The organism is Viridibacillus sp. FSL E2-0187 (assembly GCF_038006425.1).
Lineage (GTDB): Bacteria > Bacillota > Bacilli > Bacillales_A > Planococcaceae > Viridibacillus > Viridibacillus arvi.
The window spans coordinates 1397859-1423608 of record NZ_JBBOVG010000001.1 but is presented as its reverse complement, the minus strand read 5'-3'; the positions used below and the strand labels follow the sequence as shown (position 1 = coordinate 1423608).

Annotated in this window: 23 protein-coding genes and 2 pseudogenes; 8 read left to right on the top strand and 17 right to left on the bottom strand. The window is 34.2% G+C overall.

Annotated elements, in window-relative coordinates:
• Positions 1-86: 86 nt before the first annotated feature.
• Positions 87-413: a hypothetical protein gene (locus tag MHH85_RS06775; protein WP_193738206.1), complete on the bottom strand. Its 327-nt coding sequence runs from the start codon at positions 411-413 to the stop codon at positions 87-89.
• Positions 414-608: 195 nt separating this feature from the next.
• On the opposite strand from MHH85_RS06775, the gene MHH85_RS06770 reads away from it, so the two are divergent.
• From MHH85_RS06770 to MHH85_RS06760, 3 genes and pseudogenes are all read left to right on the top strand, one after another.
• Positions 609-1334 (top strand): sulfite exporter TauE/SafE family protein, encoded by a 726-nt coding sequence (locus tag MHH85_RS06770; RefSeq protein ID WP_340706389.1) that lies wholly within the window; start codon positions 609-611, stop codon positions 1332-1334.
• A gap of 393 nt (positions 1335-1727) precedes the next feature.
• On the top strand, positions 1728-2249 hold the full coding sequence (locus MHH85_RS06765; protein ID WP_340706388.1) for a DUF2975 domain-containing protein: 522 nt from the start codon (positions 1728-1730) through the stop codon (positions 2247-2249).
• A 46-nt stretch (positions 2250-2295) separates the two neighbouring features.
• Positions 2296-2445 (top strand): annotated as a pseudogene (locus tag MHH85_RS06760) (helix-turn-helix domain-containing protein); the annotation flags it as partial.
• Between the two features lie 318 nt (positions 2446-2763).
• On the opposite strand, the gene udp reads toward MHH85_RS06760, so the two are convergent.
• On the bottom strand, positions 2764-3540 hold the full coding sequence (gene udp, locus MHH85_RS06755) for a uridine phosphorylase (RefSeq protein WP_340706387.1): 777 nt from the start codon (positions 3538-3540) through the stop codon (positions 2764-2766).
• A gap of 337 nt (positions 3541-3877) precedes the next feature.
• Here udp and MHH85_RS06750 point away from each other — a divergent pair, with 337 nt between their 5' ends.
• Positions 3878-4726: a DegV family protein gene (locus tag MHH85_RS06750; RefSeq protein WP_193740070.1), complete on the top strand. Its 849-nt coding sequence runs from the start codon at positions 3878-3880 to the stop codon at positions 4724-4726.
• A 172-nt stretch (positions 4727-4898) separates the two neighbouring features.
• Here MHH85_RS06750 and MHH85_RS06745 read toward each other — a convergent pair whose 3' ends face one another.
• Genes MHH85_RS06745 through MHH85_RS06735 form a run of 3 tightly spaced genes read right to left on the bottom strand, consistent with a single transcriptional unit; the run spans position 4899 to position 8924 of the window.
• Entirely contained in the window at positions 4899-6401 is a 1503-nt protein-coding gene (locus tag MHH85_RS06745; protein ID WP_340708135.1) for a sodium:solute symporter family protein, read from the bottom strand.
• Between the two features lie 27 nt (positions 6402-6428).
• Positions 6429-7184: a 3-oxoacyl-ACP reductase family protein gene (locus tag MHH85_RS06740; protein WP_227752088.1), complete on the bottom strand. Its 756-nt coding sequence runs from the start codon at positions 7182-7184 to the stop codon at positions 6429-6431.
• Positions 7185-8924: a methyl-accepting chemotaxis protein gene (locus MHH85_RS06735; RefSeq protein ID WP_340706386.1), complete on the bottom strand. Its 1740-nt coding sequence runs from the start codon at positions 8922-8924 to the stop codon at positions 7185-7187.
• 494 nt (positions 8925-9418) lie between these two features.
• Here MHH85_RS06735 and MHH85_RS06730 point away from each other — a divergent pair, with 494 nt between their 5' ends.
• Complete coding sequence (locus tag MHH85_RS06730; protein WP_340706385.1) at positions 9419-9895, top strand: DUF2975 domain-containing protein; 477 nt, start codon at positions 9419-9421, stop codon at positions 9893-9895.
• Between the two features lie 9 nt (positions 9896-9904).
• Positions 9905-10113 (top strand): annotated as a pseudogene (locus MHH85_RS06725) (helix-turn-helix domain-containing protein).
• 116 nt (positions 10114-10229) lie between these two features.
• Here the strand turns inward: MHH85_RS06725 and MHH85_RS06720 are convergent.
• The 6 genes from MHH85_RS06720 to MHH85_RS06695 form a co-directional block, all read right to left on the bottom strand.
• Positions 10230-10589, bottom strand: coding sequence for a VOC family protein (locus tag MHH85_RS06720; RefSeq protein WP_340706384.1), 360 nt, complete (start codon positions 10587-10589; stop codon positions 10230-10232).
• A gap of 158 nt (positions 10590-10747) precedes the next feature.
• Positions 10748-11566, bottom strand: a complete 819-nt coding sequence (locus MHH85_RS06715; protein WP_340706383.1) for a protein phosphatase 2C domain-containing protein — start codon at positions 11564-11566, stop codon at positions 10748-10750.
• Positions 11559-12014 carry an HIT family protein gene (locus tag MHH85_RS06710; protein WP_193740077.1) on the bottom strand — a complete coding sequence of 152 codons (456 nt, stop codon included), beginning with the start codon at positions 12012-12014 and terminating at the stop codon, positions 11559-11561. The genes MHH85_RS06715 and MHH85_RS06710 overlap by 8 nt, the downstream gene beginning before the upstream one ends.
• Before the next feature lie 188 nt (positions 12015-12202).
• Positions 12203-13177 carry a M23 family metallopeptidase gene (locus MHH85_RS06705; RefSeq protein WP_340708134.1) on the bottom strand — a complete coding sequence of 325 codons (975 nt, stop codon included), beginning with the start codon at positions 13175-13177 and terminating at the stop codon, positions 12203-12205.
• A gap of 213 nt (positions 13178-13390) precedes the next feature.
• A complete protein-coding gene (locus MHH85_RS06700) occupies positions 13391-14092 on the bottom strand; it encodes a gamma-glutamyl-gamma-aminobutyrate hydrolase family protein (protein WP_340706382.1) in 702 nt (233 codons plus the stop codon).
• Between the two features lie 110 nt (positions 14093-14202).
• Positions 14203-15948 (bottom strand): ABC transporter ATP-binding protein, encoded by a 1746-nt coding sequence (locus tag MHH85_RS06695; protein WP_340706381.1) that lies wholly within the window; start codon positions 15946-15948, stop codon positions 14203-14205.
• Positions 15949-16198: 250 nt separating this feature from the next.
• Between MHH85_RS06695 and MHH85_RS06690 the strand changes: the two genes are divergently transcribed.
• Both MHH85_RS06690 and MHH85_RS06685 read left to right on the top strand, forming a co-directional pair.
• Positions 16199-17059 carry an alpha/beta fold hydrolase gene (locus MHH85_RS06690; protein ID WP_340706380.1) on the top strand — a complete coding sequence of 287 codons (861 nt, stop codon included), beginning with the start codon at positions 16199-16201 and terminating at the stop codon, positions 17057-17059.
• 295 nt (positions 17060-17354) lie between these two features.
• Positions 17355-18404: a 2,3-butanediol dehydrogenase gene (locus MHH85_RS06685; protein WP_053415910.1), complete on the top strand. Its 1050-nt coding sequence runs from the start codon at positions 17355-17357 to the stop codon at positions 18402-18404.
• A 128-nt stretch (positions 18405-18532) separates the two neighbouring features.
• On the opposite strand, the gene MHH85_RS06680 is transcribed toward MHH85_RS06685, so the two are convergent.
• From MHH85_RS06680 to MHH85_RS06655, 6 genes are all read right to left on the bottom strand, one after another.
• Positions 18533-19165: a TIGR04104 family putative zinc finger protein gene (locus MHH85_RS06680; RefSeq protein WP_340706379.1), complete on the bottom strand. Its 633-nt coding sequence runs from the start codon at positions 19163-19165 to the stop codon at positions 18533-18535.
• On the bottom strand, positions 19146-19673 hold the full coding sequence (locus MHH85_RS06675) for a sigma-70 family RNA polymerase sigma factor (protein ID WP_340706378.1): 528 nt from the start codon (positions 19671-19673) through the stop codon (positions 19146-19148). Before MHH85_RS06675 ends, MHH85_RS06680 begins: the two co-directional genes overlap by 20 nt.
• 156 nt (positions 19674-19829) lie before the next feature.
• Complete coding sequence (gene hutI / locus MHH85_RS06670) at positions 19830-21122, bottom strand: imidazolonepropionase (protein ID WP_340706377.1); 1293 nt, start codon at positions 21120-21122, stop codon at positions 19830-19832.
• Positions 21123-21128: 6 nt separating this feature from the next.
• A complete protein-coding gene (hutU, locus tag MHH85_RS06665) occupies positions 21129-22799 on the bottom strand; it encodes a urocanate hydratase (protein ID WP_340708133.1) in 1671 nt (556 codons plus the stop codon).
• A gap of 15 nt (positions 22800-22814) precedes the next feature.
• Positions 22815-24146, bottom strand: coding sequence for a YjiH family protein (locus tag MHH85_RS06660; RefSeq protein WP_409351176.1), 1332 nt, complete (start codon positions 24144-24146; stop codon positions 22815-22817).
• A gap of 407 nt (positions 24147-24553) precedes the next feature.
• Positions 24554-25723, bottom strand: coding sequence for a hypothetical protein (locus MHH85_RS06655; RefSeq protein ID WP_053415915.1), 1170 nt, complete (start codon positions 25721-25723; stop codon positions 24554-24556).
• Between the last annotated feature and the right edge of the window lie 27 nt (positions 25724-25750).

Here is a 25750-nt window from a genome sequence, read left to right as displayed (position 1 = left end):
ATACCTTCTTCAACTAACCTGCCCCTTAGTTGAAGAGTAAAATTAATAAAACATAATATAACCTTTTATCAATTTAATAATTCGTTTCAGCTACGATTTTTAGGAATAGAGCCGGATTTAGCAAATAAAAGAATCAGTAAAAATAAAAAACAACTAAAACCTGTATTATCACTTGTAAGTAAATTTAACTGGATAACTTGCATCGCAATTAAAACGTTTAATATAAAAGAAACGAGAAAACCCAAAAATAAAACACACGTTAAATAATTGCCGAATAACAACCATCTGAAGTTAGATACATCTGGTCTATTAGCTTTTTGGATAGTTAAAGTATGTTGAACTTGTTTAAATAAGCCGTATGTGAAACTAATAATTATTAATATAACTACTACATAACCAATTACATCACCCATCAATTCACCTCCTATATTTCCCAATTATACACCAGTTATATTTATAAATTTTTTTCTTATTGAAGTAAAGCAACCGTTAGTTGAATTAACACACTCTCTATTATTATATATCTTCTGTGTTCACCTATGGATGGATTTTTGGTAAAGTCTAATAGAAGCGAATGCATTGTCATATTATTAAAAGGAGATATAGCTTTGGAAAATTTATTTATATATATTTGTATTATCTTCGTGGCATCCATTTTACAAACAAGTACTGGTTTTGGATTCTCGATTATGGCTACACCATTTTTATTAATGTTATTTAAACCTCAAGAAGCTATCCAAATAAATATTATTCTTTCATTAATTATCTCTAGTGCTTTAATAATGAAAATCAAAAAGGATATTGATAAAAATTTATTAAAAAAATTAGTTTTAGGAAGCATTGCTGGTATACCATTTGGTGGGTTAATTTATTTGTCTATTGATATTAGTACTTTTAAAATAATCATTAGTATCATTTTATTACTATTAACCTTAATGCTAATTTTTAATGTTAGATTTAAAACAACTACAGCAAGAGACTATATTGTTGGTGGAATATCTGGTCTTCTAACAATAAGTATTGGTATGCCTGGACCACCACTTTTGATATATTTTGCTGGAACAAAGACTGTAAAAGAAAAAACAAGAGCTACAACACTGGCATTTTATTTATTTATATATTTCATTAGTCTTGTTTCTCAAATGCTTTTTACTGGAACAGACTTGAGCATTTGGCGTTCAAGTTTGTATGCCATCCCTGCTGTATTTATCGGATTGATAATAGGGCAAGTACTATTTAAACATCTTAATCAAAAAGTATTCGGAGTTTTCACATATATCCTTTTAGGATGTACTGGGATCTTTTTATTAATAGATAGTATCTTTTCACGTTGATAAAACTAATTCATTAGAAATACCATCTTGAACTGTAACAACTGAATTTAAAATTCCCCTTATTGAACTAACCTGCCCCATTAGTTGAACAAGAAAAAATGAAGCTACGTTGAATCAACACGTCTATTATCACAGCTATTTTCTATTTCTTTAGTAATGAAAGATTTCTTTCCAGTCGCCAATCTTTCATTTTGAACACCACCAAACTTTTGAATTGTTTTGATCAAACAAAATTATAAAGCTATACATAAGGTTCAATCTCCTTGAAAAAAATTACAAAAAAAATATTATTGTTTGACGATAACACTTTATTGTTTTAGAATAATATGTAAAATAAGGAGATGATTTCTAATTAATCTTTTTACCAAGACCGTTCTAAAATTTTTATCAATTATGTCGCTAATTGCTCAAGTTTTATGTGCGTTTGCTGGATTAATACTATTATTTGCGTCTGGAGCTTTATTGTTAGTACCAAACGGAGTCAAAAAACAATTGCTACAGTATGTAGATTTAAACTCAAGCACAAACCTATCAGTATGGTTTTTAGTGCTTTCCTGCTTAGTCGCGTTAGCAATCATTGCTTGTTTGTTTATCATTATGTATGCTCTACGTAAAATAATTGGTAATATTTACGAACAAGACTTCTTTATTTCTCGAAATCTTAAATACCTAAAACTAATCTTAATCTCTATCACTAGCTTTACAGTTTTGAACTTCATTAGTAAGTTGTTATTTGCGCAAGTAAATGCGTACAATGTCAGCGATGTTTTTCCAGATTCTTGGCCAAGTTTAATAGGAAACCTTCTTTTGTTATCCATCGTTTATATGCTTTATGTAGTTTTTAAATACGGCATATCTTTACAAGATGATTTTAACAACGTGATTAAGGCGGAAGCTCCTAATGATAAAAACTAATCTAGATTAATTAATGCTAGAAAAATAACTTCTTCAAAGCGTAGTAAAAAAAATTGGAATTACCCAAGTTAACTTATCAATACTAAAAATAGGTAAAGCATGTGCTATTCGCTTTGCCACTTTTAAAAAAATCTGCCAGACATTAAATTGTCAGACTGGTGATATACTTGAATATGAAGAAAAAACGGACATATAACAATTGTTATATGTCCGTTTTTAACAATTCCGCAATATGTTTTATATCCCAACTATCCTCTAAGTACTCTAAACAGCTCAATGATTTCTACGTTTTCAAAATCAAGGAATGGTAAACTAATAAGTGTAAAGATTTTGAGTTAACATCAAATACACTTTATTGCTGGCATCAACAATCCACTTATTTTCGAGTATCAATGCTACTTGTTTATCCGGGAGCCGCTTTAAGTTACCAAGGTATAGAACAAACATCGGAATCATTCTCTATTTATTAATAATCTTAAAAGATTTAAACTCTAGAACATTTTTCACGATACAATTATTTATCACTAGTGTTATCTGCATTGATTAAATTCTTTATTGCATTTACAGCAATTTGAATAGCTGGCTCAATATCATAATTTCCGACATTAGATAATCCTGCTTTTTCCCTTTCTTGATTTGCCACCGCTAGAAGTATCGTACCGCATCTGACTTTTAAGTAACTTGCAACTGTAAATAGTGCTGCTGATTCCATTTCAGAACCTAAGCACCCTAAGTCTAGCCACGCTTGCCATTTATCAACTAATTCATAGCTAACTGGTTTCGTTTCTGGTGAATGTTGTCCATAGAAAGAATCTTTACATTGAACTACACCAACATGTGGATCTCTACCTGAGTCTTTTGCTGCACCAATTAAAGCACTTACAATCTCATAATTCGCTACTGCTGGGAATTCGATAGGTGCATATTCTTTACTTGTTCCTTCCATTCTAACTGCACCTGTTGCGACGATTAAATCGCCACCTTGAACTTCGAGATCCATACCTCCACAAGTTCCTACGCGAATAAATGTATCTGCACCAGCATCTACCAATTCTTGTATAGCAATAGCAGCGCTTGGTCCACCAATTCCAGTAGATGCGACGCTTACTTTTACTCCATTTAAGTAGCCTGTATACGTAGTATATTCTCTTAAATCTGCTACTTTTACAGCATTGTCTAAATACTTGGCTATAACTTCACATCGCTTTGGATCTCCAGGCATAATTACATATTTACCTACTTCTCCGTCTCGTACTCCAATATGAAACTGTATACCATCTGCTTTTTTCATAATCATTTCCTCTTTTCATTATAGATTAGCGTTAGTATACGTACATTTTTTCCAATCTCCACAATAAAATTAATATAAATATCCAAACTCTTTTACAAAGGTACACTTAATTAGACATACTCCATCCTTAATTTAATTTTCACTAGTAAATTATTTTTCCGTAAAGTAATTTATGTTCAAATTATGTCACAATAACCGAAATTTCGACTCTATATGACATATATCACTATCACCTTGTTCCTAACCTGTTGTACATTAACGTTAATAGATGGTTTGTTCCACCTTTTCTTGCGAACGTACACGCCATTACATTACATCTAAAGGGGAAAATATTAAAATGACTAAGAAGATTGCTTGGGTTACTGATACAGCTGCACTGCTAAATGAGACTTTTATAGAAAAGTATAAAATTCATGTTTTGCCATTAAACATAGTTTTCTCTGAAGGCGCTTTCAGAGAAACAGTTGATATGACACATGATGAATTTTATGACAAACTTCGCACTGCTAAAGTACATCCAAAAACATCACAGCCAGCTATTGGTGAAATGGTCGAGCTTTACAAAAAATTAAAGGCTGAAGGCTATGACTGTGCGGTGGCCGTGCATACTTCAAGTGATTTATCTGGAACATACCAAAGCTCACAAACTGCTGCACAATTGGCGGATTTTAAAGTTTACTCAATTGATTCGAAGATTGGCTCATATCCAATGGGTAAAATGATTAAAGACGGAATTACACTGGTTGACAAGGGGCACGACATAGAAGAAGTTGTTGCTCATATTGAAAAAATGACAAACAATGCCGAGCTGTCTTTCATTCCATCTAGCTTAGATCAACTGCATAAAAGTGGACGTGTATCAGGTACTAAGGCGTTCTTAAGTAATTTATTAAATATTAAAGTGGTTATTTCATTTGATAACGGGAAAGTGGTTATGAAAGAAAAAGTAAGAGCAGATAAGAGAGCGAAAAAATACGTGACAGATTTACTTCGAAACGATATGAAGAACGCAGATATCAAAGAAGTCGCCGTTATCAATTGTAACAATGACAAGGATGCTCAAAGCTGGAGAGATGAACTATTACAAGAATTTCCTGAGCTTAAAGTGTTAGTCTTACCACTTAGTGCATGTGTTGGCGTACATGCTGGTGAAGGTACGACTGGACTTAGCTGGGTGAAATGCTAAAAATAAATGAATGAGACCTTTGATTAGCATCACAGTTGAGATGCTAATCAAAGGTCTTTTTTTACTTATTCCTAGAAAAATAGTCGATGTAATCGATTATTATACAATCGATAATTAATTTAAAAACAGGACATGCTCATATGCATGCCCTGCCCTGCTCTTACCTTGATTTTTAGTTATTTGTTGAATTAAAGCTTCTTAATTCTTCTTTACTTCCTACTTCATCAAGTGATTTATCTTTCTCGATTTTATGCATATCAAGAACATGTTGTGTAGGAGGGATTATGAGACTGATAACGACAATTGTAATCCCAGAAATCACTACTCCAGAGAAACCAGGCATGAACCATAGCTCATTCAATAAACCAATAAAACCATCCGATTCAATCTTCGGTCCAGGTACATGAGTAAGTGACGTAACAATATAATAAAGAAGACCAATAGAAATACTCGCCCATACGGCAGGCGTACTCACACGCTTCCAGAATGGTCCTAAGACAATTGGCCAGAATATTGTTACAAACACAATATCCCAAGCTAGATATGCTAAATCAATTACTTTTTGTGCACTAATAGCTAATATTAAACCTAATGCAGCACTTACTAGAATCATAATTCTTGAGAAAATTAATAATTTTTTTGGATCAGGGTTTTTATTAATGAAATCTAAATATACGTTTTTCGTAATAATACCTGATGTTGCTACGTAACATGCTGCTACTGTTGACATCCCCATTGCTGCCATTGCAGTTAAGAAAATCGCTGATAACAATGGTGGGAAATAGCCTTGAGCAAATGCTAACATAAGCGTTTCAGGATTTGAGCTGTTTGGATAAATTGTTTTGAATGCTTCTCCTAACATACCCGGAATCCAACTGATAGCAATAATAACAGAACCTGCAATAATCATACTTAGTTGAGCTACACGTGGACTTTTTGCCGCTGCAACTCGTTGCCCTAAGTCTACAGCTGGAATATCTCCAAGTGCTAATACTAAATAAAGAGTCCAGAATTCTACTCCGCCTCTATTAAACAATTCATTTACATTCCACCATTCAGGGTTAAATGTAATGTCAGGATAGTAGAATATGATAAATACAGTTATTCCTAAAATCCCTGCAATCGCTAATGCGCCCTGTACAATTTCTGTATATGCTACAGCCCATAAACCACCAATAACAGAATATAGAGCTGTTAAAGAAACAAACAATAATGCTGCTGGTAAGAAATCGATTTGTAAAAGGGTTTGAATAATATAAGTACCCCCTACAGTTAGAGCACCCGCATTGAAAACACCAAATGCTATGGCCATTACTATACCAGTGTACGCACCTAATTTTTTACTACCATATCTTAATCCGTAGTAATCTGCTAATGTCCATCCTCTTAATCTTCTAAGAGGTTTAGTCCAGATTAGAGCCCCTAGAATCATACATGTACCTAGACCACCCATAGTTGCTGATCCTTCAAAGCCACCACTTGTATAGCCTGAACCGACCGCTGCAAAGAAGAATGGTGCTGCCAATAATGCAGCTATTAAACTACCTGTTACAACTGATAAAGGCATGCTCCAGCTTGCTACAATTAAATCTTCTGCTGTTTTGACACGTTTGTACCCTTTAAACCCGATATAATAAATAAATACTAAATATAAACAAAATACGGCAATATTCATCAATTCCAATACCCCTCAACTAGTTCATTATCCGTTCATGACCCCGCCGCCATTAGGTCCCAGTATTTGCCCCGTATAAAAATTTGCATTTTCTGAAGCTAAAAATAAGACACTTTTGGCGATTTCTTCTGGTTGTGCTAATCTCTTTAACGGATATTTTGCTGATTCCTCTTCGATATAATTGTCACCGAAGGCTAGTAGAATATCTGTAAGTGTTCCACCTGGAGCTACAGCATTGACCGTAATATTTGGCGCTAATTCTCTTGCTAAAGATTTTGTGAAAGCACTAATACCACCTTTTGCAGCTGAATAATGTGTAAATTCTTCACAGCCTAAGCTTGCTAAATCAGAAGAAATGTTAATAATTTTACCTATAGCTTTTGCCTTCATTCTTGTGGCTGCTTCACGGCAATTGTAGAAGGTACCGTAAAGGTGTACTTTTATCATCTTGTCCCATTGCTCATCTGTCATCTCTGTAATGGGTGCGTTTTGCGCTATCCCCGCATTATTAACAAGAATATCAATTTCACCTAGTTGAGTATCCATGTATTGAAACATTTCTCTTACTTGGCTAGAATCTGATACATCCGCATTGTATTTTAATGCTTTTACACCGTGTTCCGCTGCTAGCAAACGAACAGCCTCTGCCTTTTGATCGTCTCCGACATAGTTGATCAATACATTCGCGCCTTGTTCAGCAAAGGCAAGTGCGATTGCTCGCCCTATACCCATACTTGAACCTGTAACTAGAACATTTTTACCTGTAAGTTTTAAGTCCATCATTTATTTGTCACCCTCTAATTCAAATTTAGTAATAAGTGCTTGTAATTCCTCAGCTGTTTGTCCTAATGAGGCAGATGCTTCTCTTACTTCCTGCATAGCTAATAATTGCTCATCCGTTAACTTGGAAACACTTAAAGAAAATTCAGCTGATTGTTGTGATGATACTTTTAAATTATTGACTGTCGCTGCCACTTCTTCCGACGAAGCAGATATTTGTTGTGACGCAGCAGATATTTCCTGAATTTGTTCTGCTACATGTTTTGCAGAATTGAGTATTTCTTTAAATATCGCTCCTGCTTGTGTCGTATAATCCAATCCAACTTTCACATTTTCTTTTCCTTTTTCCATAACCATTACAGATGCATTCGAATCCACTTGTATCTCATTAATAATCTTATAAATTTCTCCTGCGAAGTGAGACGATTGTTCTGCTAATTTCTTAACCTCATCGGCAACTACCGCAAATCCTTTACCTTGCTCACCTGCTCTAGCCGCTTCAATGGCAGCGTTTAATGCCAATAAGTTTGTTTGATCAGCTATATCAGTGATGAAGTTTACGATTCCACTGATTTTAGTAGAGTTACTATTCAAACCTTTAATTGTTTCATCCATTTGATTTACGGATTCATTAATTAAATTCATTTGACCAATTACTTGTTGAATGACTTCATTCCCTTGCTTAGCTGCATTTGAAGTAAGGTTAGAAGATTCAGAAACGGTATATGCTGATTCTGCAATTCGTTGTATTCCTTCAGCGGATTCTTCCATCGCTGTGGCTGTTTCTTCGGTCATTATCAACGCCGTTTCTGCATTTCGTGCCATTCTGTCCATTTCGTTAGATACATTAGTAGAGTTCTTATACGATTCTGTCGCATTGGCAGTTAATTGTGTGGCAGATGAAGCAACTTGATTTGAGGTATTTTTGATATTCAATATGACATGCTGTAAGTTCGTAACCATTGTTTTTATTGACTGAGACAGTTTTCCTACTTCGTCATTAGTAGTCTCAAGCTCTACATCTTTTAAATCACCATTTGCCACTTGATCTGCAATAGTAACTGCTTTGTTTAATGGTTTAAGTAGGCGATCAATAGTGAAATATAGTACGAATAGTAAAATGACAAGTCCGATGATAGCTGTGATTATTTGTTTTGTTACACTTTTAGTAATAATCGTTTGAATATAATCTGCAGAATAATCGATACCTAATACTGCAATCGTCTTTCCATTTCCGTCTTTCAATGGACTAAAAACAGTTCTCCATGAACCGAACGAATCTTCGAAAATTTCCGTTACCTCTGGTTGGTCATTTTTAATTGCAAGCTTTGCAGTTTTCAAATGAATAGGAGCAATATCAGTAAACAATTCACCGGCATTGTACACTTCTTCTAAATTTTCTGTATAGCCGATAGTAGTAACACCTTCAGGCTCCATCTTCCATATGTAGCTCCAATACATAACACCTTGTTTATCTTTTATATCATCCAAGTTGCTTTGAATTTCTTTAAACTGTGGATCATCATTCCCCTTAACTGTAAGTAAGTTTTCCACATTATTAGGAGCCAGGTTTTTTGATGTCAACAAACCTACACTTTTTAATTCTTGTTCTAGATTTTTTTCTAACTCAGTATGTAATTGCGTAATACTTTGTATCGTTATAACAGTAAAAAGAGTTAAAACAATAATAGAAACTGTTAATAACAACTTGTTCTTTAAAGAAAAATTTTTAAAATAACGCATAATAAGTAATTCCCTCCTTTTTATTTTTATCTTTCTATAATAACTAAAAAAACTATCCCTTAACGAAATAGACAAAATAAAAAACTAGAATAGAGACTAATCTAGCATTTTTTTAACAACTTGGTCGCCATAACAACACCACTTTAGGCTCATGACTAGTGCAATACCAATTTTCCAGTTTCCTATTATCCTCAAAAAAATATATCACGAATTGTAATAGTTGGCAATGAAAGATGTTATTCGAATCATAGATTTTTATATTATTTCCACTAAATTAACTAATTATTAATATTTTAAATATGCATATAGTCACAATCTATTAATAGTAGTAATATTCAATCAATATTATAATTATTTTATCTTACTGAATGCTACATTGGTATTTTCTTGTTATTCTGAATAATGAATGTATTTATCGTTGTTTAGTAAAATTATATTGATAATCGATAAATTTTTACATATTATATAAATAACACTAAGAAGCGAGGTGCTTTATGAAAAAAAGAACAAAACTTGGTTTAAAGATGATAATTTTTATGATTGGATTAACAATCCTTGTGCTAAGCGTATTTTTGTTACCGGACTTGGCAAGAAATGCAGCAGAGATGAATCCAGAATTTTCATATCTTAGATTGCCTATTCTTTTAGGTTTGTACATCACAGCTATACCTTTTTTTCTTGCTTTGTATCAAGCATTAAAACTTTTAAACTACATTGAAAGTGAAAATGCTTTTTCACATCTAGCTGTTATTTCTTTAGGAAATATCAAAACTTGTGCATTCACAATAGTTACCCTATATATAATCGGTTTAATTTTCCTCATTTCACAGAATGCTTTACATCCAGGAATCGCACTTATAGGATTTGTAATTATTTTTGCAACGATTGTTATTTCACTCTTTACGGCAGTCCTTCAGGAACTCCTTAAAAGTGCAATAGAGATAAAATCAGAGAATGATTTGACAATTTGAGGTGATTAAATGGCGATCTTAATCAATATAGATGTGTTGTTAGCAAAGTGGAAAATGAGTGTAACTGAACTTTCGGAGGAGTCGGTATAACAATGGCAAATCTTTCGGTTCTTAAGAATGGAAAGGCAAAAGCAATTAGATTCTTAACTTTAGAAGGTATTTGTAAAGCTTTGGACTGCCAACCCAGGGATATTTTAGAATATAGAAATGAAGATTAGATCCTGTGGACAATTAAAAATAGAGCTGATTCTATTAATCAGAAGAATCAGCTCTATTTTACATTAATTTCCAACGTTATATACTAAAGACTTACGAACATATTTATTTTTCACCATCAATCAAATTGTAAATACTCTAAGACATTCCCAAAAGGATCTCGGAAGCTAATAAATTTTCCTGGAGGGCAATCACTTGGCTCATCTACGATGAAATCTACATTATGTTCTTTTAAAGTTTTTACTGTTTGATGAATGTCCTCTGTTTTTAAAGCTAATACGACTCCAGTAGAGTTACTTTCAGGGCTGTATGTAGACTCTTCTGATTCCTCTAAGACGATCGGTAATTCTCCGTGAACGAGTGTTACAATGTTAGGTCCATATTGTTTGTTTACCACAAATCCTAAAACAGTAGTATAAAATCTAATTGCTTCCTTAATATTTGGTACATAAATGCTAATCACACAGACTTGGCTCATGATTCTTCCTCCTTTAATTGCGTTAACTATTACTTCGAGATTTTAATGAAAATATCCTTTTGTATAATGATAATTCTTCCAAATCTATTCCTTTTAGTTAAACAACTTAATAGAGTATTTTTGTATGATAGATTTCATTTCTCAATTTACAACTGGATCTAACTTTTCATATTGCTTGGTAAAGTAGCCTGCATGTGAACTTTAATTTTCCAAGTAACAATAGTAGTACTATCCCTAACTTGATGTTGTTCTATTGCTTTTAATAACTGCCATACTCCTGCCTCAATTGATGTATCTTTAAATTGTTTGTTAATCATTAGTGGATTTTGAAAATCTACGCCTGGGCATTCAGTTAATCCATCAGTTGTAAGAAATAGATGATTGACGCCTTGTCTCAATTCTTTTTTACCTGTGCTGAAACATGGTACAGCTAATTCAAACGTATTCACTTGCCCTATCCATTCATAAAAACTGCGCTGATTTAACTGACATTCTCCCATTTCAAGAAGTTCTTCACTAAACAAATGTACAATGCAATCACCAACCGAGAACCACCATAGAAATTTGTCTTTTCTAATAACGATGAGACAGGCTGTTTCCCCTTGTACTTTGCGACAATCTGATAAGAATTTAGGTTGCTGAAATATGTCTAAAATAAGTTCATCCATCTTCTTCAAAGCGATACTATCAGATAAATTTAAGACTTTTTGAATTCGTAACTTTTCTTGCTCGAACTGTTTTATAATTAGCTCTGCACTCTCCGCTGAATTATGGGCATCCAAAATCATAACGAATTCCCAATCCATCACATCACTTACCCAAATTAAGCAACCATCTTCGTTTTTATTCTGACCTGCAGATGAATTCCCACCGAATCTTCCAACTACAATATCGTTAATCTTTTCAATATTAGGCTCGTCAACATAGTTTTTTTGGCTACCTACCCAGGTTATTTCTGAATTATCATTGTTAATCATAAGGCGTCACCTCTAAGTATTCTTTAATACGCAAACAAACTTCATTTATTTCATTACCTATACCTTTTGGAGCCTCTGCCCATTCGTTTAACTCCATTGGACTCCAGTATTTTATAGGTGTATTTGGGTAACGTGGAACGATATGCATATGTAGATGTGACACTGAGTTGCCTGAAACCATCGAATAGACATGTTCTGCTCCTTCAACTTCCATTAAAGCTTTACTAACTCTAGTCATTATTAAACCAAATGCTTTTGCTTCATCAGCAGTCATATCCCCTATTTCAGGCGTATGTCTCTTTAAGTCAATCATAATATGACCAAGATACGTTGGATTAGATCCTTTATCTATATGCCCTACATAGATATAATCATCTTCAAATATAGTAGTTCCAGCAGTAAGAATCTCTCCTTTATGTTTACTACAAATAAAACAATCTTGATTCATGAAAATCACCCCTATTTAAATTTTAAAAATATTCCATTTTATTTAGATCATTCAATAATAATGCATTCCCCAAATTATGTATATATTATAAATTTCAATTTACTTCTGATAAGTTTATAATTCATTGATTAGGAAATAAAAAAGTACCGAATTATGGAGTCATATATTCCATAATTCAGTACTTTTTTCTATATTTTTTTCGTACCTTTTTCTGCTTGTTCCCAAAGTCTTAGTGAAGGAAACGGATCAAATGCCCATTCGTTTCTTCCGTTGTATTTATACATACCATAATGTAAATGCGGAGGGAATTTACCTGAAGTTCCTTTCTTACCGTATCCAGAACTTCCTACATAACCAACTACTGTTCCAGGCTCAACAATATCTCCCAGTTTTATCCCTTTTTCATAACTAGATAAATGGGCATAATAATGATACGTGTTATTATTATCGCGTATGCCTATTCGCCAACCACCAAATTCATTCCAGCCCATGACCTCGACGAGACCATATGTAGCAGATTTCACTGGAACACCATATGAGGCAAACAAATCAGTGCCTTCATGCATCCTACGTCCACCCCAACCTCTTGATGCTCCCCAAGTACTGCGGTAACTGTAATCATGGTTAATGGAAAGTGGGAATGCTCGCTTGTCTAAATTCAACGTTTTAAATTTCTCATAAATTTTCGCATTCGTAATGATTTGGTTTACTGTATCATCGACCTTATAATATTCTTTTAAAGCATGTTTAAAATCTTTTTCATCAGTTCCATGTGCACTTAAGTATTCAGCAAGTGTGTACATGACGTCATCATCATTTTGACGATCTGCAACACCGTCATTGTTTCCATCAGAACCATTCCCATTAAAGAAACCAATGGATTTTAAGTTTGTATCATCCTTTTTAGGATTCAAAATCCCCGTCCAAAAGTCATCAGCAAACTGAATGGCAAGCACACCTTCTCTTTTAGGTATGTCATTACGTACTTGTTCAATATTCCTTTCGAACTGGTCAACAGCTGCCAAGTAATACCACGGTAATGTGTCATTTGAATATTTTATATAGAATTCCATGCGTTGTTCTAGAATCTGCTCTCTTGTTGGTTCTTCAGCAGCTGAAACATTGGTTGAAATAACAAAGAAAAATGCGCTTAAGAAAAGCATGAATCGAAGCCGTTGACTCAAGCTAAGATACCTCCTTTTTTGGACTTACGATAGTTTTCCCCATTAAAAATGGATTCATGAATCTAAAATAAATTACTTTAGCGTATTTATCCGAATAAATTTATCAACACAGTAATCTCGAGCATTAAGCTCATTCAAATGAGATATTCAAAAAAAAAAAACGACTGTTTAAATGCAGTCGCTTTGTACATTTTATTTTATACAGGCATTGATAAATGCCTTCATTATTTCTGCTGAGATTTCATCATTATTTAATAACATACACTCTGGATGCCATTGTACGCCCATGACAAAGTGATGATTTTTGCTTTCAAAAGCTTCAATAACTCCATCACTAGCTACCGCTGATACTACAAATTCATCCGGAATCCTTCGATTTGCTTGATGGTGGAAACTATTCACTTTAAATTTTTCCTTTTGAGCAATTGACTTTAACAGCGTATTGTTCTCTACGTGTACAAAATGTGACGCATGCCAACGTGGTGCTTGTTGTTGATGTTGTAAAAGATTCTCTTCTGTTTGTGTATAAATGTCCTGAAACATGTCGCCACCTATAGCTATATTTAGAATTTGCGCACCTCTACAAACCCCTAAAATCGGTTTATTCCGGAGTAACATTTCCTTGACGATAGCAACTTCAAATGCGTCTCGCTCAGGCGTTATAGATCCAAGTTTTTGATGCGGTTCTTCTCCAAATAGTATTGGATCAATATCTCCTCCACCCGTTAACAGTAAACCATCAATCATCTCTACAATTAAATCGGCTTCAGTTTCCTCATAATTAGGAAGGACAATAGGTAAACCACCAAATTTTGAAATAGCATGAATATTGTCAGTTGGAAGTGTAAGTAATTGTTTATTTAGGCTTGAAGAAATACCGATGACTGGTTTCACATAGAACCCCATTTCTCCTTTTTATTAAAAGGAATATTTTATTATTATTTTATGTCTGGTACTTAGTTTAATGAATATTTGGCTTACCACCATTAATAGTAGGTATCGAATTAATTTGTTGAAACCTGTTTTGATAATAGGTCAAAATAAGCACCTTTCTTATTCAAAAGTTCATTAGGGGTACCAAACTCAACTATTTCCCCATTATCTAATACTAAAATCTTAGATGCATTTCGTATTGTAGCTAGTCTGTGTGCTACTAGAACGATGGTTTTACCTTTAAATACTTCTTCCATTTGAGATTGTAATAAAAATTCAGTATTTGCATCTAATGCTGATGTCGGTTCATCTAACAGAATGATGGGTGGATCTTTTAAAATAGCTCTGGCAATAGCTAATCGTTGTTTTTCTCCTCCTGAAATACGAACACCACGCTCTCCAACTACTGTTTCATATCCTTCTGGTAAACTATCTATAAATTCTTCTAATTGTGCTACTTTAATTGCGTGTAATATTTGATCTTTAGTCGCATTAGGCACTCCATAAATCAGATTTTCTTTTATTGACCTATTCCAAAGAAACGGATCCTGTGTAACTAATCCTATAGCATTTCTAAAATCAATAAGATTATATTTTGAAATATCGACCCCATCAATACATACTGCCCCTTCAGTTGGGTCATAAAAACGCATTAATAATTCTAATATCGTTGTTTTACCGCCGCCTGAACCTCCAACTATTCCTATAGTTTCTCCTGGCTGTACTTTAAAAGAGACATTTTGCAAACCAGCACGATTGTTTTCATATGTAAACGATACATTTTGAAACTCTATTTCGCCTTTGACATTTTTTAGAGGAATTGCATTTGGGATTTCAATAATTGGTTCTTGGATATCTAAAAATGTATTTAGTTGCTTAATGATTGGTCGGACATTAGTAGTTCCTATATATGCAGTTTGTATGTCATTTACTAAAGTGTATAGCTGAGGTACATATACTGTGAAAGCAACAAGTGATCCAATAGTTAACTGATTATTACTAATATCCCAAGCACCTACAGCAAATACTATTCCTAATGCCAATGACTTTACCAATTGATTGAATATATCTGCATACGATCTTCGATATATACTCGTATTTAAATGCAGTTCTTTATGTTTTTTCAACAAACTCTTTACGTTTTTCATTTCACTTTGTTGTTGGGAGAAGATTTGGACATTTTTTATGCCACTGATTAGTTCCGTAAAAAAAGTCATTTCATTATTTGTATATTCCATATAACTCTTTGTTTTAGTTTCTGATATTCTCCCTAACTTAAAAGTGATGAAGAATACAAGCGGAACAACTAAAAATGCGATTAATGTTAATTTCCAACTAATTGTAAGCATAAATAAAGTCATTCCTAAAAACATAAATAGGCTTGTAATACCATTCAGTAATTCATTTGCTATATAAACTTCACCTATCATACCCGAAGTGCGTGTTAAGCGATCTACTATATCTCCAATCTTCAACTGATTTAAGTTAATTGATGATAGTGTAAAGGCCTTCTCAAATGCCATCGTTCTTAACTTTTCGGTGACATTCCCTCCGATTTTAACATTTAGTATCATTCGTACAGTTCTAAAAATGGTTGAAAGAATAGGTAAAACAGTTAAAATTGCTATAAAAATAAACAATGCTTTGAAATTCTTTTCAGGGATTGCTGAATCAATTATTTGCTTCATAACTAAAGGTGATAATAAATCAATAAAAGTTGCGATGATCATTAACAAAATTCCTGTCACGATTAAACGCTTTTTCTCAAACATAAGTGAAACAAAAAAATAAAGATTTCTTGTCTTATTATCCGTCATTTGCATACCCCGCTTTCTAAATCACAACAATAATCAATAAAATTTTTATCCGAACCAATATAAATTAGACAAATATTCCAAAATACCTTTATTTTAGTGAATTTAAATCTTTTCAGTATTTAATATTTTTTGAAGAACATTCACTTTCTAAAAAGTTAATTATGTACTATTTATGAATTAAATAAATTCCTAAAGGTATCTCATTATCTATATAGAATAAAATGATAAAGTAAAAATAAAGGAGTTCAATATGAATAGTTGGGATAGGATTTTGTTAAATACATCTCGTGGAACATTTGAAATTTTCGTAAAAGGTGAAGGAGAACCTCTTTGTGTAACTCACCATTACTCTGAATTTAATGAGACCGGTGATTACTTTGCAGAGACATTTACAAATTCACACAAAGTATATTTAGTAAACTTAAGAGAAGCTGGTAAATCTGAAAAAGCTACAGAGCATTTTCAATTAAGTATGCTTGAGTCAATTTTTGATTTAGAAGAAATTCGCGAATCTCTAAAATTCGATAAATGGGGTTTTGCAGGTCATTCAACTGGCGGAATGTTAGGAATTATTTATGGAATTTACTTTTCAAATAGTTTATTATTCAATGTCATTGTTGGTTCAGCCGCTAGAGAATATATGACGTTTTCAGAAAACTGTATTTATAATTCACAACATCCTCAATTTGAAAGAATGCAGGATCTTACAATAAAATTACAACGCTCTGACTTATCTATAGAGAATAGAAAAGAACTTACAGTTGAAAGGACAAAATTATCTTTATTTAATTCTGCTAGATATCAAGAGCTATTTAATCTAAATATTCATAAGAAAATATCTGGTACTAGAATGAACTATTTTAATCGAGAAGTGCAAATCTACGATGTTACAAGAAAACTAGTATTAATTTCAACTCCAACTATAATAATGTGCGGCAAGTATGATGTCCAATGTCCATTAGAGTATTCACTAGAATTGAATGAACTAATACCAAACTCTAAACTAATTGTATTTAATCGAAGTAATCATTATCCATTCTTGGAAGAGGCTAATATGTTTAAAAATGAATTGAATATATTTCTAAAAGAACATATTATTAGTAGTTCGTGAGTATAGGTTCTAGTTTTCATTAAAGGTGAAGCATTTCTATATTCTGACTTAAATGTGGAGCTAATAAGAGTTTTAATTTTTTTTATCCTTACTTCATTTTGTTCATAATTACTATTAATATCATTAATTAAATAAATAGTGTTCAAGATATTTTTAATAGACTTCTTCATGTATAAATTGTTCTAACTTTAGTCCATTCTAGCTTTTTCCAAGGGTTATTGGTTGTAGCATTTTTTTAGAGTGCTAGAATGGGGGTGTAACTCAAAGACATCAATTTTACTGGAGGTCAATAGATATGAAAGCTGCAGTATGGTATGGAGAAAAAGATATTCGCATTGAGGAAAGAGAATTAAAAGCTCTTAAAGATAATGAGGTAACAGTACGTGTAGCATGGGCTGGTATTTGTGGTAGTGATTTGCATGAATATCAAGAAGGGCCTGTATTTGTTCCAACTAAAGAAAAAGACGGTTTAACTGGTGAAATTGCTCCTCTAATTATGGGACATGAATTTGCTGGCGTTATTGAAAAAGTTGGCGCTAATGTAACTAAATTTAAAGTTGGTGATCGTGTAGCGATTAACCCAACAATAACTCATGGTAACAAACCTGAAGATGTAGATGCTTACGATGGCTTTAGCTTCATCGGTTTACATGGCGATGGTGGATTTACAACATTCGCAAATGCTCCTGAAAACAATGTTTACTTACTTCCAGAAACAATGACACTTGAAGATGGTGCTCTTGTTGAACCTACTGCTGTAGCAGTACAAGCTGTTAAAGAAGGTAATTTACGTTTCGGTGATACAGTAGCTATTTTCGGTGCTGGCCCAATCGGATTATTAACTGCTATCGCAGCAAAAGCAGCGGGTGCTAGTAAAATTATCGTGCTAGATTTATCTGAAACTCGCCTAGCAAAAGCGAAAGAACTTGGCGCTACTCATGTTATTAACTCTGGTGAAGTAAATGGTGTTGAAGCTATTCAAGCTATCGTTCCAGATGGTGTTGATGTATCATTTGAAGTAGCTGGTGTTGCTCCTACATTTAAACAAGCAATTGATGCAACAAAAGCTCGTGGGACAATGGTAATCGTATCTATCTTTGCTCGCCCTATTGAATGGAATCCAATCCATTTAACAAATACAGGTGTGAAAATCACGTCAAGTATTGCTTACACACCTACATCATTCCAACAAACAGTAGACTTAATGGGTACTGGTCAATTAAAACCACAAGGCATTATCACGGACCGTATCCAATTGGATGACATCGTAGAAAAAGGCTTTGAAGCTTTAACAAACGATAAATCACAAGCTAAAATATTAGTAGAATTAAGCGGCGCAAAATAAGTATAATATATATGAAAAAGGCACTCGGTATATCGAGTGCCTTTTTACTTACTCTTATTATGAACGAATACATTAGCAGCTAATAGACGAGAGCATTTTCTTAGCTGTATTTTTCTATTCAATTACAGTCACCATAGATTTAAATCCTCATCGTTTTGAAGCTTTAAATTATATGGCATAAATATAAAACAAGTAACGATAATAGCAACATACATCAACACAATTTCCCACCAGTAGAAGTCAAAAAATACATTGATAAATAAGACTAAGTTGGATAATAAGACTAATTGACTCATACGAATTCTTGATTTCCTTGTCTGATATTGCTTCTTCCCACAACTTGGACAACTCATTGCTCGATTGAAGGTGAACATCTTTTTAATCGAAACTCGCCAACTCCACTCTTCATGACAGTACTCACAAACTGGTAACTCATATGGTTGAAAGAATTTAACCATACTTAAAATAATAACCCCAAGAATGACAAAAGGCAGTAATTCGATCATCCAATCTAGCTGTAAGCCTGAATCTGCTTCTGCGCCTGAAACAACTTTTTCATATCCACCGACATCTTGGAATAGTAGTAATGCAAAAAGAATTAGAACAGAAGCACATGCTACGAGTACAACAGGATACTGCCAATTAGAGCGGGACTTTTTATTTGGATTTTTCGCTTGTTCGAGTATTCTTTTTTTCAAATCATTCTTTAAGTAGATATGTTCCTTAAGCTCACGATTTAGATCATCCTTCAAACGATTCATGTTGCCACCCCTCCCATTCATAACCTATTAATTGCTTATGTAATAATTTACGTGCCCTCTGCAATCTCGTACGAACCGTTGCCTCTGGGCAGTCTAAAATTCCAGCTATCTTCACTGTATTTTGTTCCTGATAATAATATAAAATGATAACTTCGCGGTACAATATCGGTAACTGCAATAGTGCCTCAGTCACTCTCATACGGTCAGCTGCCTCTAAAACTAGATATTCTGGTGTTCTTCTATCGCCCTTACCCGTCATTTTATCCATTAAAGTCAGCCGTTTTCGTTTCCAACTTCGTAAATAATCATGACAGCGGTTGACTGTTATTTTCACTAAATATGTTTTTAAAGAAGCTTCACCTTTAAATTGACTTTGCTTTTTATAAAATGTTATAAAAACTTCTTGCACGATATCTTCGGCAGTTGTTAAATCCTTTACGTATAAGTAAGCAACACGTAATAAGTAATCACCATTCTCTTCAATGATTTCCTCCAATTCTCTAGCCAATCCGCACCCTCCTTTCAAGCAACCACACTATAGACGCCGGTCGACTCATTTCCGATTCATTATTTTCAACAATATGTATACTTCTTTATTTAACCATAGAAAAAGCCTCTGATTATTGCAATCAGAGGCTCTTCCATAATAATTTTATGCTCATTCTCAATCATTAACGTTTTGTAATTCACTACACAACACGCCATTTTCAACAACAATTCGACCATTTTTAATGACCGTATGTGTATGATTCATACCATAGAAGTACTGCAGTTGCTGATAATTCGCAACATCTAGGATGAGTACATCTGCTTTTTTACCCTCTTCAAGTGAGCCAATTTCATGCCCTCTATTAATCGCATAAGCTGCATTGATAGTTGTGGCAGTTAATACTTCTTCCATTGTCATGCCCATATTCATACATGCTAAATTCATGATAAATGGCAGAGAGATTGTTGGCGAAGAGCCTGGATTAAAATCAGTTGAAATCGCTACTGGAACTCCTTCGTCAATCATTAATCGTCCCCTAGCAGAATCTGCTTTTAAGAAGAACGCAGTCCCAGGCAATAATACCGCAACCGTACCTGCTTCAGCCATATTACGAATACCTTTATCAGATGCCACTAATAAATGTTCTGCTGAAATAGCTCCCACTTCAGCAGCAAGCTCAGCCCCTTCATATGGCTCGATTTCATCAGCGTGGATTTTAGGGATCAAACCATGTTCTTTCCCAGCTAATAAAATTTTGCGTGACTGCTCCGGCGTAAATACACCTTTTTCACAAAAGACATCATTAAACTCAGCAAGATTTCCTTCAGCTACTTTCGGAATCATTTCATTTATTATGATGTCTACAAATGCATCCGGATTGTTTTTATATTCAGCTGGAACTGCATGTGCACCCATAAAGGTACTCACAACATCTACTTCATGATTTTCTTGAAGCTTTTTCGCCACTTGAAGTTGCTTTTCCTCTGTAGACCAATCTAAGCCATAGCCACTTTTTGACTCAACAGTTGTAATGCCATGTTTCAAAAAATCATTGAGATGTTCATATGTTTTTTCATAAAGATGTTCAAATGATGCTTCTCGTGTTTTTTTCGTCGTAGCATGGATTCCTCCACCTGCATTCATAATGTCCATATAGGTTGCACCGTTTAGACGCATTTGGAATTCATTTTCTCGAGTACCACCAAAGACTAGATGTGTATGTGCATCCACTAAGCCTGGCATAACCACTTTACCAGTAGCATCAATTATTTTCGCTTGCGATACTAAATCTGGATAATGTGCTCTTAAAGATGCTTTTGTACCCGTTGCTATAATACGATCTCCACTTATTAATACACTACCATTATCGATAATTTGTAGATTGCTCATTTCTTCTTTTGTCCGAGCTTTTTCCATAGTTCCTTGTAAAGTAATTAATTGATTTGCATTTTCAATGAGTAAAATCATCTGTGATCACCCTTCTGTTTTTAACATTGGCATTTGCACATTCTTCTCTTGTGCAGTTTTGATAGCGATGTCATAACCCGCATCCGCATGACGAACAATGCCCATTCCAGGGTCTGATATTAATACACGATTAATCTTTTCTGAAGCCATTTCTGTTCCGTCTGCTACAAGCACTTGCCCAGCATGTTGTGAATAACCCATTCCTACTCCGCCACCGTGGTGGACACTTACCCAACTTGCTCCACCTGCAGTATTAACTAAAGCGTTTAAGATTGGCCAATCTGATACTGCATCTGAACCGTCTTTCATACCCTCTGTTTCACGGTTAGGGGATGCAACTGAACCTGAATCTAAATGATCACGACCGAATACGATTGGTGCCTTTAACTCACCCGATGCAACCATTTCGTTTACTTTTAAAGCAAAACGATGACGGTCTCCATATCCTAACCAACAAATGCGAGCAGGTAAACCTTGCCATTTGACCATTTTCTGTGCCATATCAATCCAGTTCACAAGTCCTTCATCATCTGCAAACATTTCTTTTGCAAGGGCATCTGTTTTGTAAATATCTTCAGGATCACCTGAAAGTGCTGCCCATCGGAATGGTCCTTTTCCCACGCAGAATAGTGGTCGAATGTATGCTGGAACAAAGCCTGGGAAATCAAAGGCATTTGCTACACCCATTTCTTGAGCGTATTTGCGAATATTATTACCGTAGTCAAATACTTCTGCTCCTGCAGTTTGGAAATCGAGCATAGCTTGCACATGATCAGCCATCGCTTGCTTTGCCTTTTGCTCATACAGTTTCGGATCACTTTTGCGCAACTGAAGTGCTTCATCAAGTGTCATTTGATTCGGAATATATCCATTTAATGGGTCATGAGCACTCGTTTGATCCGTTACAAAATCCGGAACAATCCCTCGGTCAAAAATTTCACGATAGACATCCGCACAGTTACCTACTAGCCCTATGGATGCAGGCTCATTTTTGTCTTGAAGCTGTTTAGCCAATTTCAACGCTTCATCTAAATCTTCTGCTAAATAATCACAATAACCTTCTTTGATTTTACGCTCGATACGTTTCTTATCGACTTCGACAACTAATATAACAGCTCCAGCCATTTTACCAGCTAGCGGTTGTGCGCCACTCATACCACCCATGCCACCAGTTAAGATTAATTTCCCTTTTAAATCTGCTGTGCCAAATACTTTTTTACCCGCTTCCACAAAGCTTAAATATGTGCCTTGTAAAATACCTTGTGCGCCAATATAGATCCAACTTCCAGCTGTCATTTGTCCGTACATCATTAAATCTTTATCTTCTAATTCATAAAAGTGATCCCAATTTGCCCACGCTGGAACGAGGTTTGAATTTGCGATTAATACACGTGGTGAATGCTCATATGTGCGAAATACTGCGACAGGTTTCCCTGATTGCACAAGTAACGTTTCATCATTTTCTAGCTTTTTCAATGACTCAATAATTTGTGCGTAGCTTTCCCAATTACGAGCAGCTTTCCCGATTCCCCCGTAAACAACAAGTTCATCTGGATTTTCAGCAACCTCTGGATCCAAATTATTCATCAACATACGCATAGCCGCCTCTTGCGTCCAACCTTTACAAGTTAATTCACTACCTGTTGGTGCTTTAATATTTTGCATAACGTTTTCCATCATGACACACTCCTTTTAAAATAGTAAAAATGCGATTGGTGTTACTAAAATTAGTGTTAAAACAACACGTTGGAACCAAATGATAATTAGTTGACGTATCGTTAAAGGAATATCAGTTGAAATGATTACAGGAATTACTGCTGAGAAAAACAAAATAGCGGAAATAGAAACAACGGCTACTATAAATTTGGTAATTACCGTTGCTTTCACGACTAATAATGCGGGTAAGAAAATCTCTGCTATTGAAACCGCTAATGCTTTTGCAGTCAACATAGGCTCTGGTAATTGCAAAATCCATGTGAATGGTACAAAAATATAAGCAACCCAATCAAAAATGGGTGTATACATTGCTAATATAAGACCTAGTAATCCAATTGAAAGAATGGAAGGTAAAACACTCATTGTCATCAACAGACCTTCTTTTAAATGCTGTAAAAGGTTCTTTAAAAATGGTGGATTATGCTTCACTGCTTGCATTGCTTCAGTCCACGCAGTTAAAAGTCTTTTTTCAGTTACAATCACTTCTGGATCACCTTGCTCTACAATATACTCATCTTTTAACTTTCCAAGTGGCCATATTCTAGCAGTAATAGCCGTGACCATAAAAGTAACAATGAGTGAAACCCAGAAAAACGAAGTCCAATAGGCCATTAAATCCAGTGTATTCGCTACAACAACCATGAATGTTACCGAAACAGTTGAGAAACCGGTTGCAATAATAGCCGCTTCACGAATCGTATATTTCCCTTGTTTGAATACACGATTGGTTAGTAATAAACCAACAGAATAACTACCAACAAATGATGCCACTGCATCAACTGCAGAACGACCAGGTGTTCTGAAAATCGGACGCATAATCGGTTGCATGAATACCCCAATAAACTCAAGCAAACCATAACTGACTAACAATGCTAAGAAGATAGCGCCAATCGGAATAAGTACCCCTACAGGTTTTATCAACTTCTCCATTAAAAAAGGCCCTACACTTGGGTCAAACAGCCAATCTGGCCCTATCCCAGATATAAGTAATAAACCAATGCCTAAACCAATTACCTTAAAAACTGACATCACAATATTGACGATATCCTTATTCCATGTTTTTGTGATAAATGGATATGCAGCACCACAAACTAGCATTATTATGATATAGACAGTTACAAAAGTTGCTGCATTTGTCGATATCCAGCTAACAATATGATCTAGTAAAATAGAAGATTTTTCGTTGTATGTAAAAGTAACAAAGAAGCTAAAAATACCGATCAAACTGCAGATTACAAATTTAAAAACTGACATAAAATCTGTTTTTGAACTCTTTACAGTCAACTCATTTTCTCGAATGTCCTCCATTTCAACCACTCCCCTTTTTTAATTTTAAAATTCTGACGATTAAATATATATGTAAAAAAGTTTTAAAAAAGAGGAATTATTTTGGATTACATGGAATTATATTAGATTAGATAGGGAATTATTTTATATTTATAAAAAATATCGTGTAATGCATAAAAAATCACACTATATATTAATTAGAAAATACGAACAGCCGATGATTTTAAAAAATCGCTACGTAAATATCCCGTTAGTTATATGAATTGAAATGTTTTTTTAGTTATTATAATAAAGAGCACAAAAAGTTTATCATTTATATAACCTGCTATTTATTAGATTTAAAACAAAAAAAAAGAGTATTCCAAAATGCCAGATGTATGACATTAGTATACTCTTTAGAATTATATATTTATTGGAATATTCAGAATTTATAAGGTGTTGATTAGTATAGAAGATATAACAACAGAACCGATTGTAACTGTTGTGAATCCTCCGACTAACATTGGAGTTAATACCTCATTGAATATTTGTTCTTGTTCTTCCTCATTTCTTCCGATACTCCGTCCTACTTCTTCGCAGATAATATAATCACCTGGAAAACCAAATGTAGATGTTAAGGCGACTGGAATGGCTTTATTAGGATCCCATTTGAAAATTTTCGCTCCAATAAATCCACCTACAATTATACCTATCACGCCAATTATTAAAATAGCTGCTACTGCTGGCAAGTAATCTACAAACATACTAAACGTAATATCATTGCTCATAGCAATAACCATTACAATTATCCCTGCCATACCAACTGTAAAACTGTTTGAACGCTCCATGATTCGATCTGGGAAAACCTTAACAAGTCTTCCTAGAATACCTATTGATAATGCCCATAAGCTGTAAGGTATTCCTGTCATTTTAGCTAGGGCAACAGCTAATGCTCCTCCTACAAACAACATAAATAATAACACTAAATTAGAAAGGTACTTTTTAGGAATGATTAATTTCATTTCATTTTCTTCATCAAATTTTTCAGTATTAGTCGAGATAAAAGTTCCATCTTCAATTTTCCCGCGTATTTTCAAAGCGTGTTTTCGTAGTAATAACGAGGCAATTGGCATGCCTATTAATGATTGAAATGCCAATATTAAAGCTGGAATAGTTAAAAGACTAACAAATCCCAATTCTTTTAACCCTTCAGAAGTTATCAACACTGCCATTATGCCTCCATTTAATGGTCCAACTCCTGCAACCGCTGTTTCATAGTCAAATAGAAATGTGACTATCCCAAGAATTAATGTAGTCGCAATGATCATTCCAATGATAGCGATAATTACTGCTTGCCACTGTGATTTAATCATTTTCAGCGGTATTAATGTACCCATATGCACTAATATTGGTGCGGTACCCAAAACAGCACCTACAGATAAAAAAGAAGAATTAATAATTAAATCTTTTGGAAAAATCCCTGTCCAAAGCAAGACTAAATAACCAACCATAGCTACAAAAAGCATTGGTACTCTTGCCTTTGTGATAATTGATATTACTTCACCTAAAGCTATTAATCCCAATATAAACATACTAGCGATTACTGGATCAGATAACATTAATGTCCTCCTTTTTATGATTAGGAT

Bases quoted from the DNA above. Each gene is read 5' to 3' on its own strand.
- hutU (WP_340708133.1), bottom strand. From the start codon at position 22,799: ATGGAAAACGTTATGCAAAATATTAAAGCACCAACAGGTAGTGAATTA.
- MHH85_RS06720 (WP_340706384.1), bottom strand. From the start codon at position 10,589: ATGAGCCAAGTCTGTGTGATTAGCATTTATGTACCAAATATTAAGGAA.
- MHH85_RS06735 (WP_340706386.1), bottom strand. From the start codon at position 8,924: ATGCGTTATTTTAAAAATTTTTCTTTAAAGAACAAGTTGTTATTAACA.
- MHH85_RS06660 (WP_409351176.1), bottom strand. From the start codon at position 24,146: ATGGAGGACATTCGAGAAAATGAGTTGACTGTAAAGAGTTCAAAAACA.
- MHH85_RS06710 (WP_193740077.1), bottom strand. From the start codon at position 12,014: ATGAATCAAGATTGTTTTATTTGTAGTAAACATAAAGGAGAGATTCTT.
- MHH85_RS06655 (WP_053415915.1), bottom strand. From the start codon at position 25,723: ATGTTATCTGATCCAGTAATCGCTAGTATGTTTATATTGGGATTAATA.
- MHH85_RS06690 (WP_340706380.1), top strand. From the start codon at position 16,199: ATGAATAGTTGGGATAGGATTTTGTTAAATACATCTCGTGGAACATTT.
- MHH85_RS06705 (WP_340708134.1), bottom strand. From the start codon at position 13,177: ATGCTTTTCTTAAGCGCATTTTTCTTTGTTATTTCAACCAATGTTTCA.
- udp (WP_340706387.1), bottom strand. From the start codon at position 3,540: ATGAAAAAAGCAGATGGTATACAGTTTCATATTGGAGTACGAGACGGA.
- MHH85_RS06750 (WP_193740070.1), top strand. From the start codon at position 3,878: ATGACTAAGAAGATTGCTTGGGTTACTGATACAGCTGCACTGCTAAAT.
- MHH85_RS06745 (WP_340708135.1), bottom strand. From the start codon at position 6,401: ATGAATATTGCCGTATTTTGTTTATATTTAGTATTTATTTATTATATC.
- MHH85_RS06730 (WP_340706385.1), top strand. From the start codon at position 9,419: ATGAAAAAAAGAACAAAACTTGGTTTAAAGATGATAATTTTTATGATT.
- MHH85_RS06695 (WP_340706381.1), bottom strand. From the start codon at position 15,948: ATGACGGATAATAAGACAAGAAATCTTTATTTTTTTGTTTCACTTATG.
- MHH85_RS06685 (WP_053415910.1), top strand. From the start codon at position 17,355: ATGAAAGCTGCAGTATGGTATGGAGAAAAAGATATTCGCATTGAGGAA.
- MHH85_RS06715 (WP_340706383.1), bottom strand. From the start codon at position 11,566: ATGATTAACAATGATAATTCAGAAATAACCTGGGTAGGTAGCCAAAAA.
- MHH85_RS06680 (WP_340706379.1), bottom strand. From the start codon at position 19,165: ATGAATCGTTTGAAGGATGATCTAAATCGTGAGCTTAAGGAACATATC.
- MHH85_RS06775 (WP_193738206.1), bottom strand. From the start codon at position 413: ATGGGTGATGTAATTGGTTATGTAGTAGTTATATTAATAATTATTAGT.
- hutI (WP_340706377.1), bottom strand. From the start codon at position 21,122: ATGATTTTACTCATTGAAAATGCAAATCAATTAATTACTTTACAAGGA.
- MHH85_RS06740 (WP_227752088.1), bottom strand. From the start codon at position 7,184: ATGATGGACTTAAAACTTACAGGTAAAAATGTTCTAGTTACAGGTTCA.
- MHH85_RS06765 (WP_340706388.1), top strand. From the start codon at position 1,728: ATGTCGCTAATTGCTCAAGTTTTATGTGCGTTTGCTGGATTAATACTA.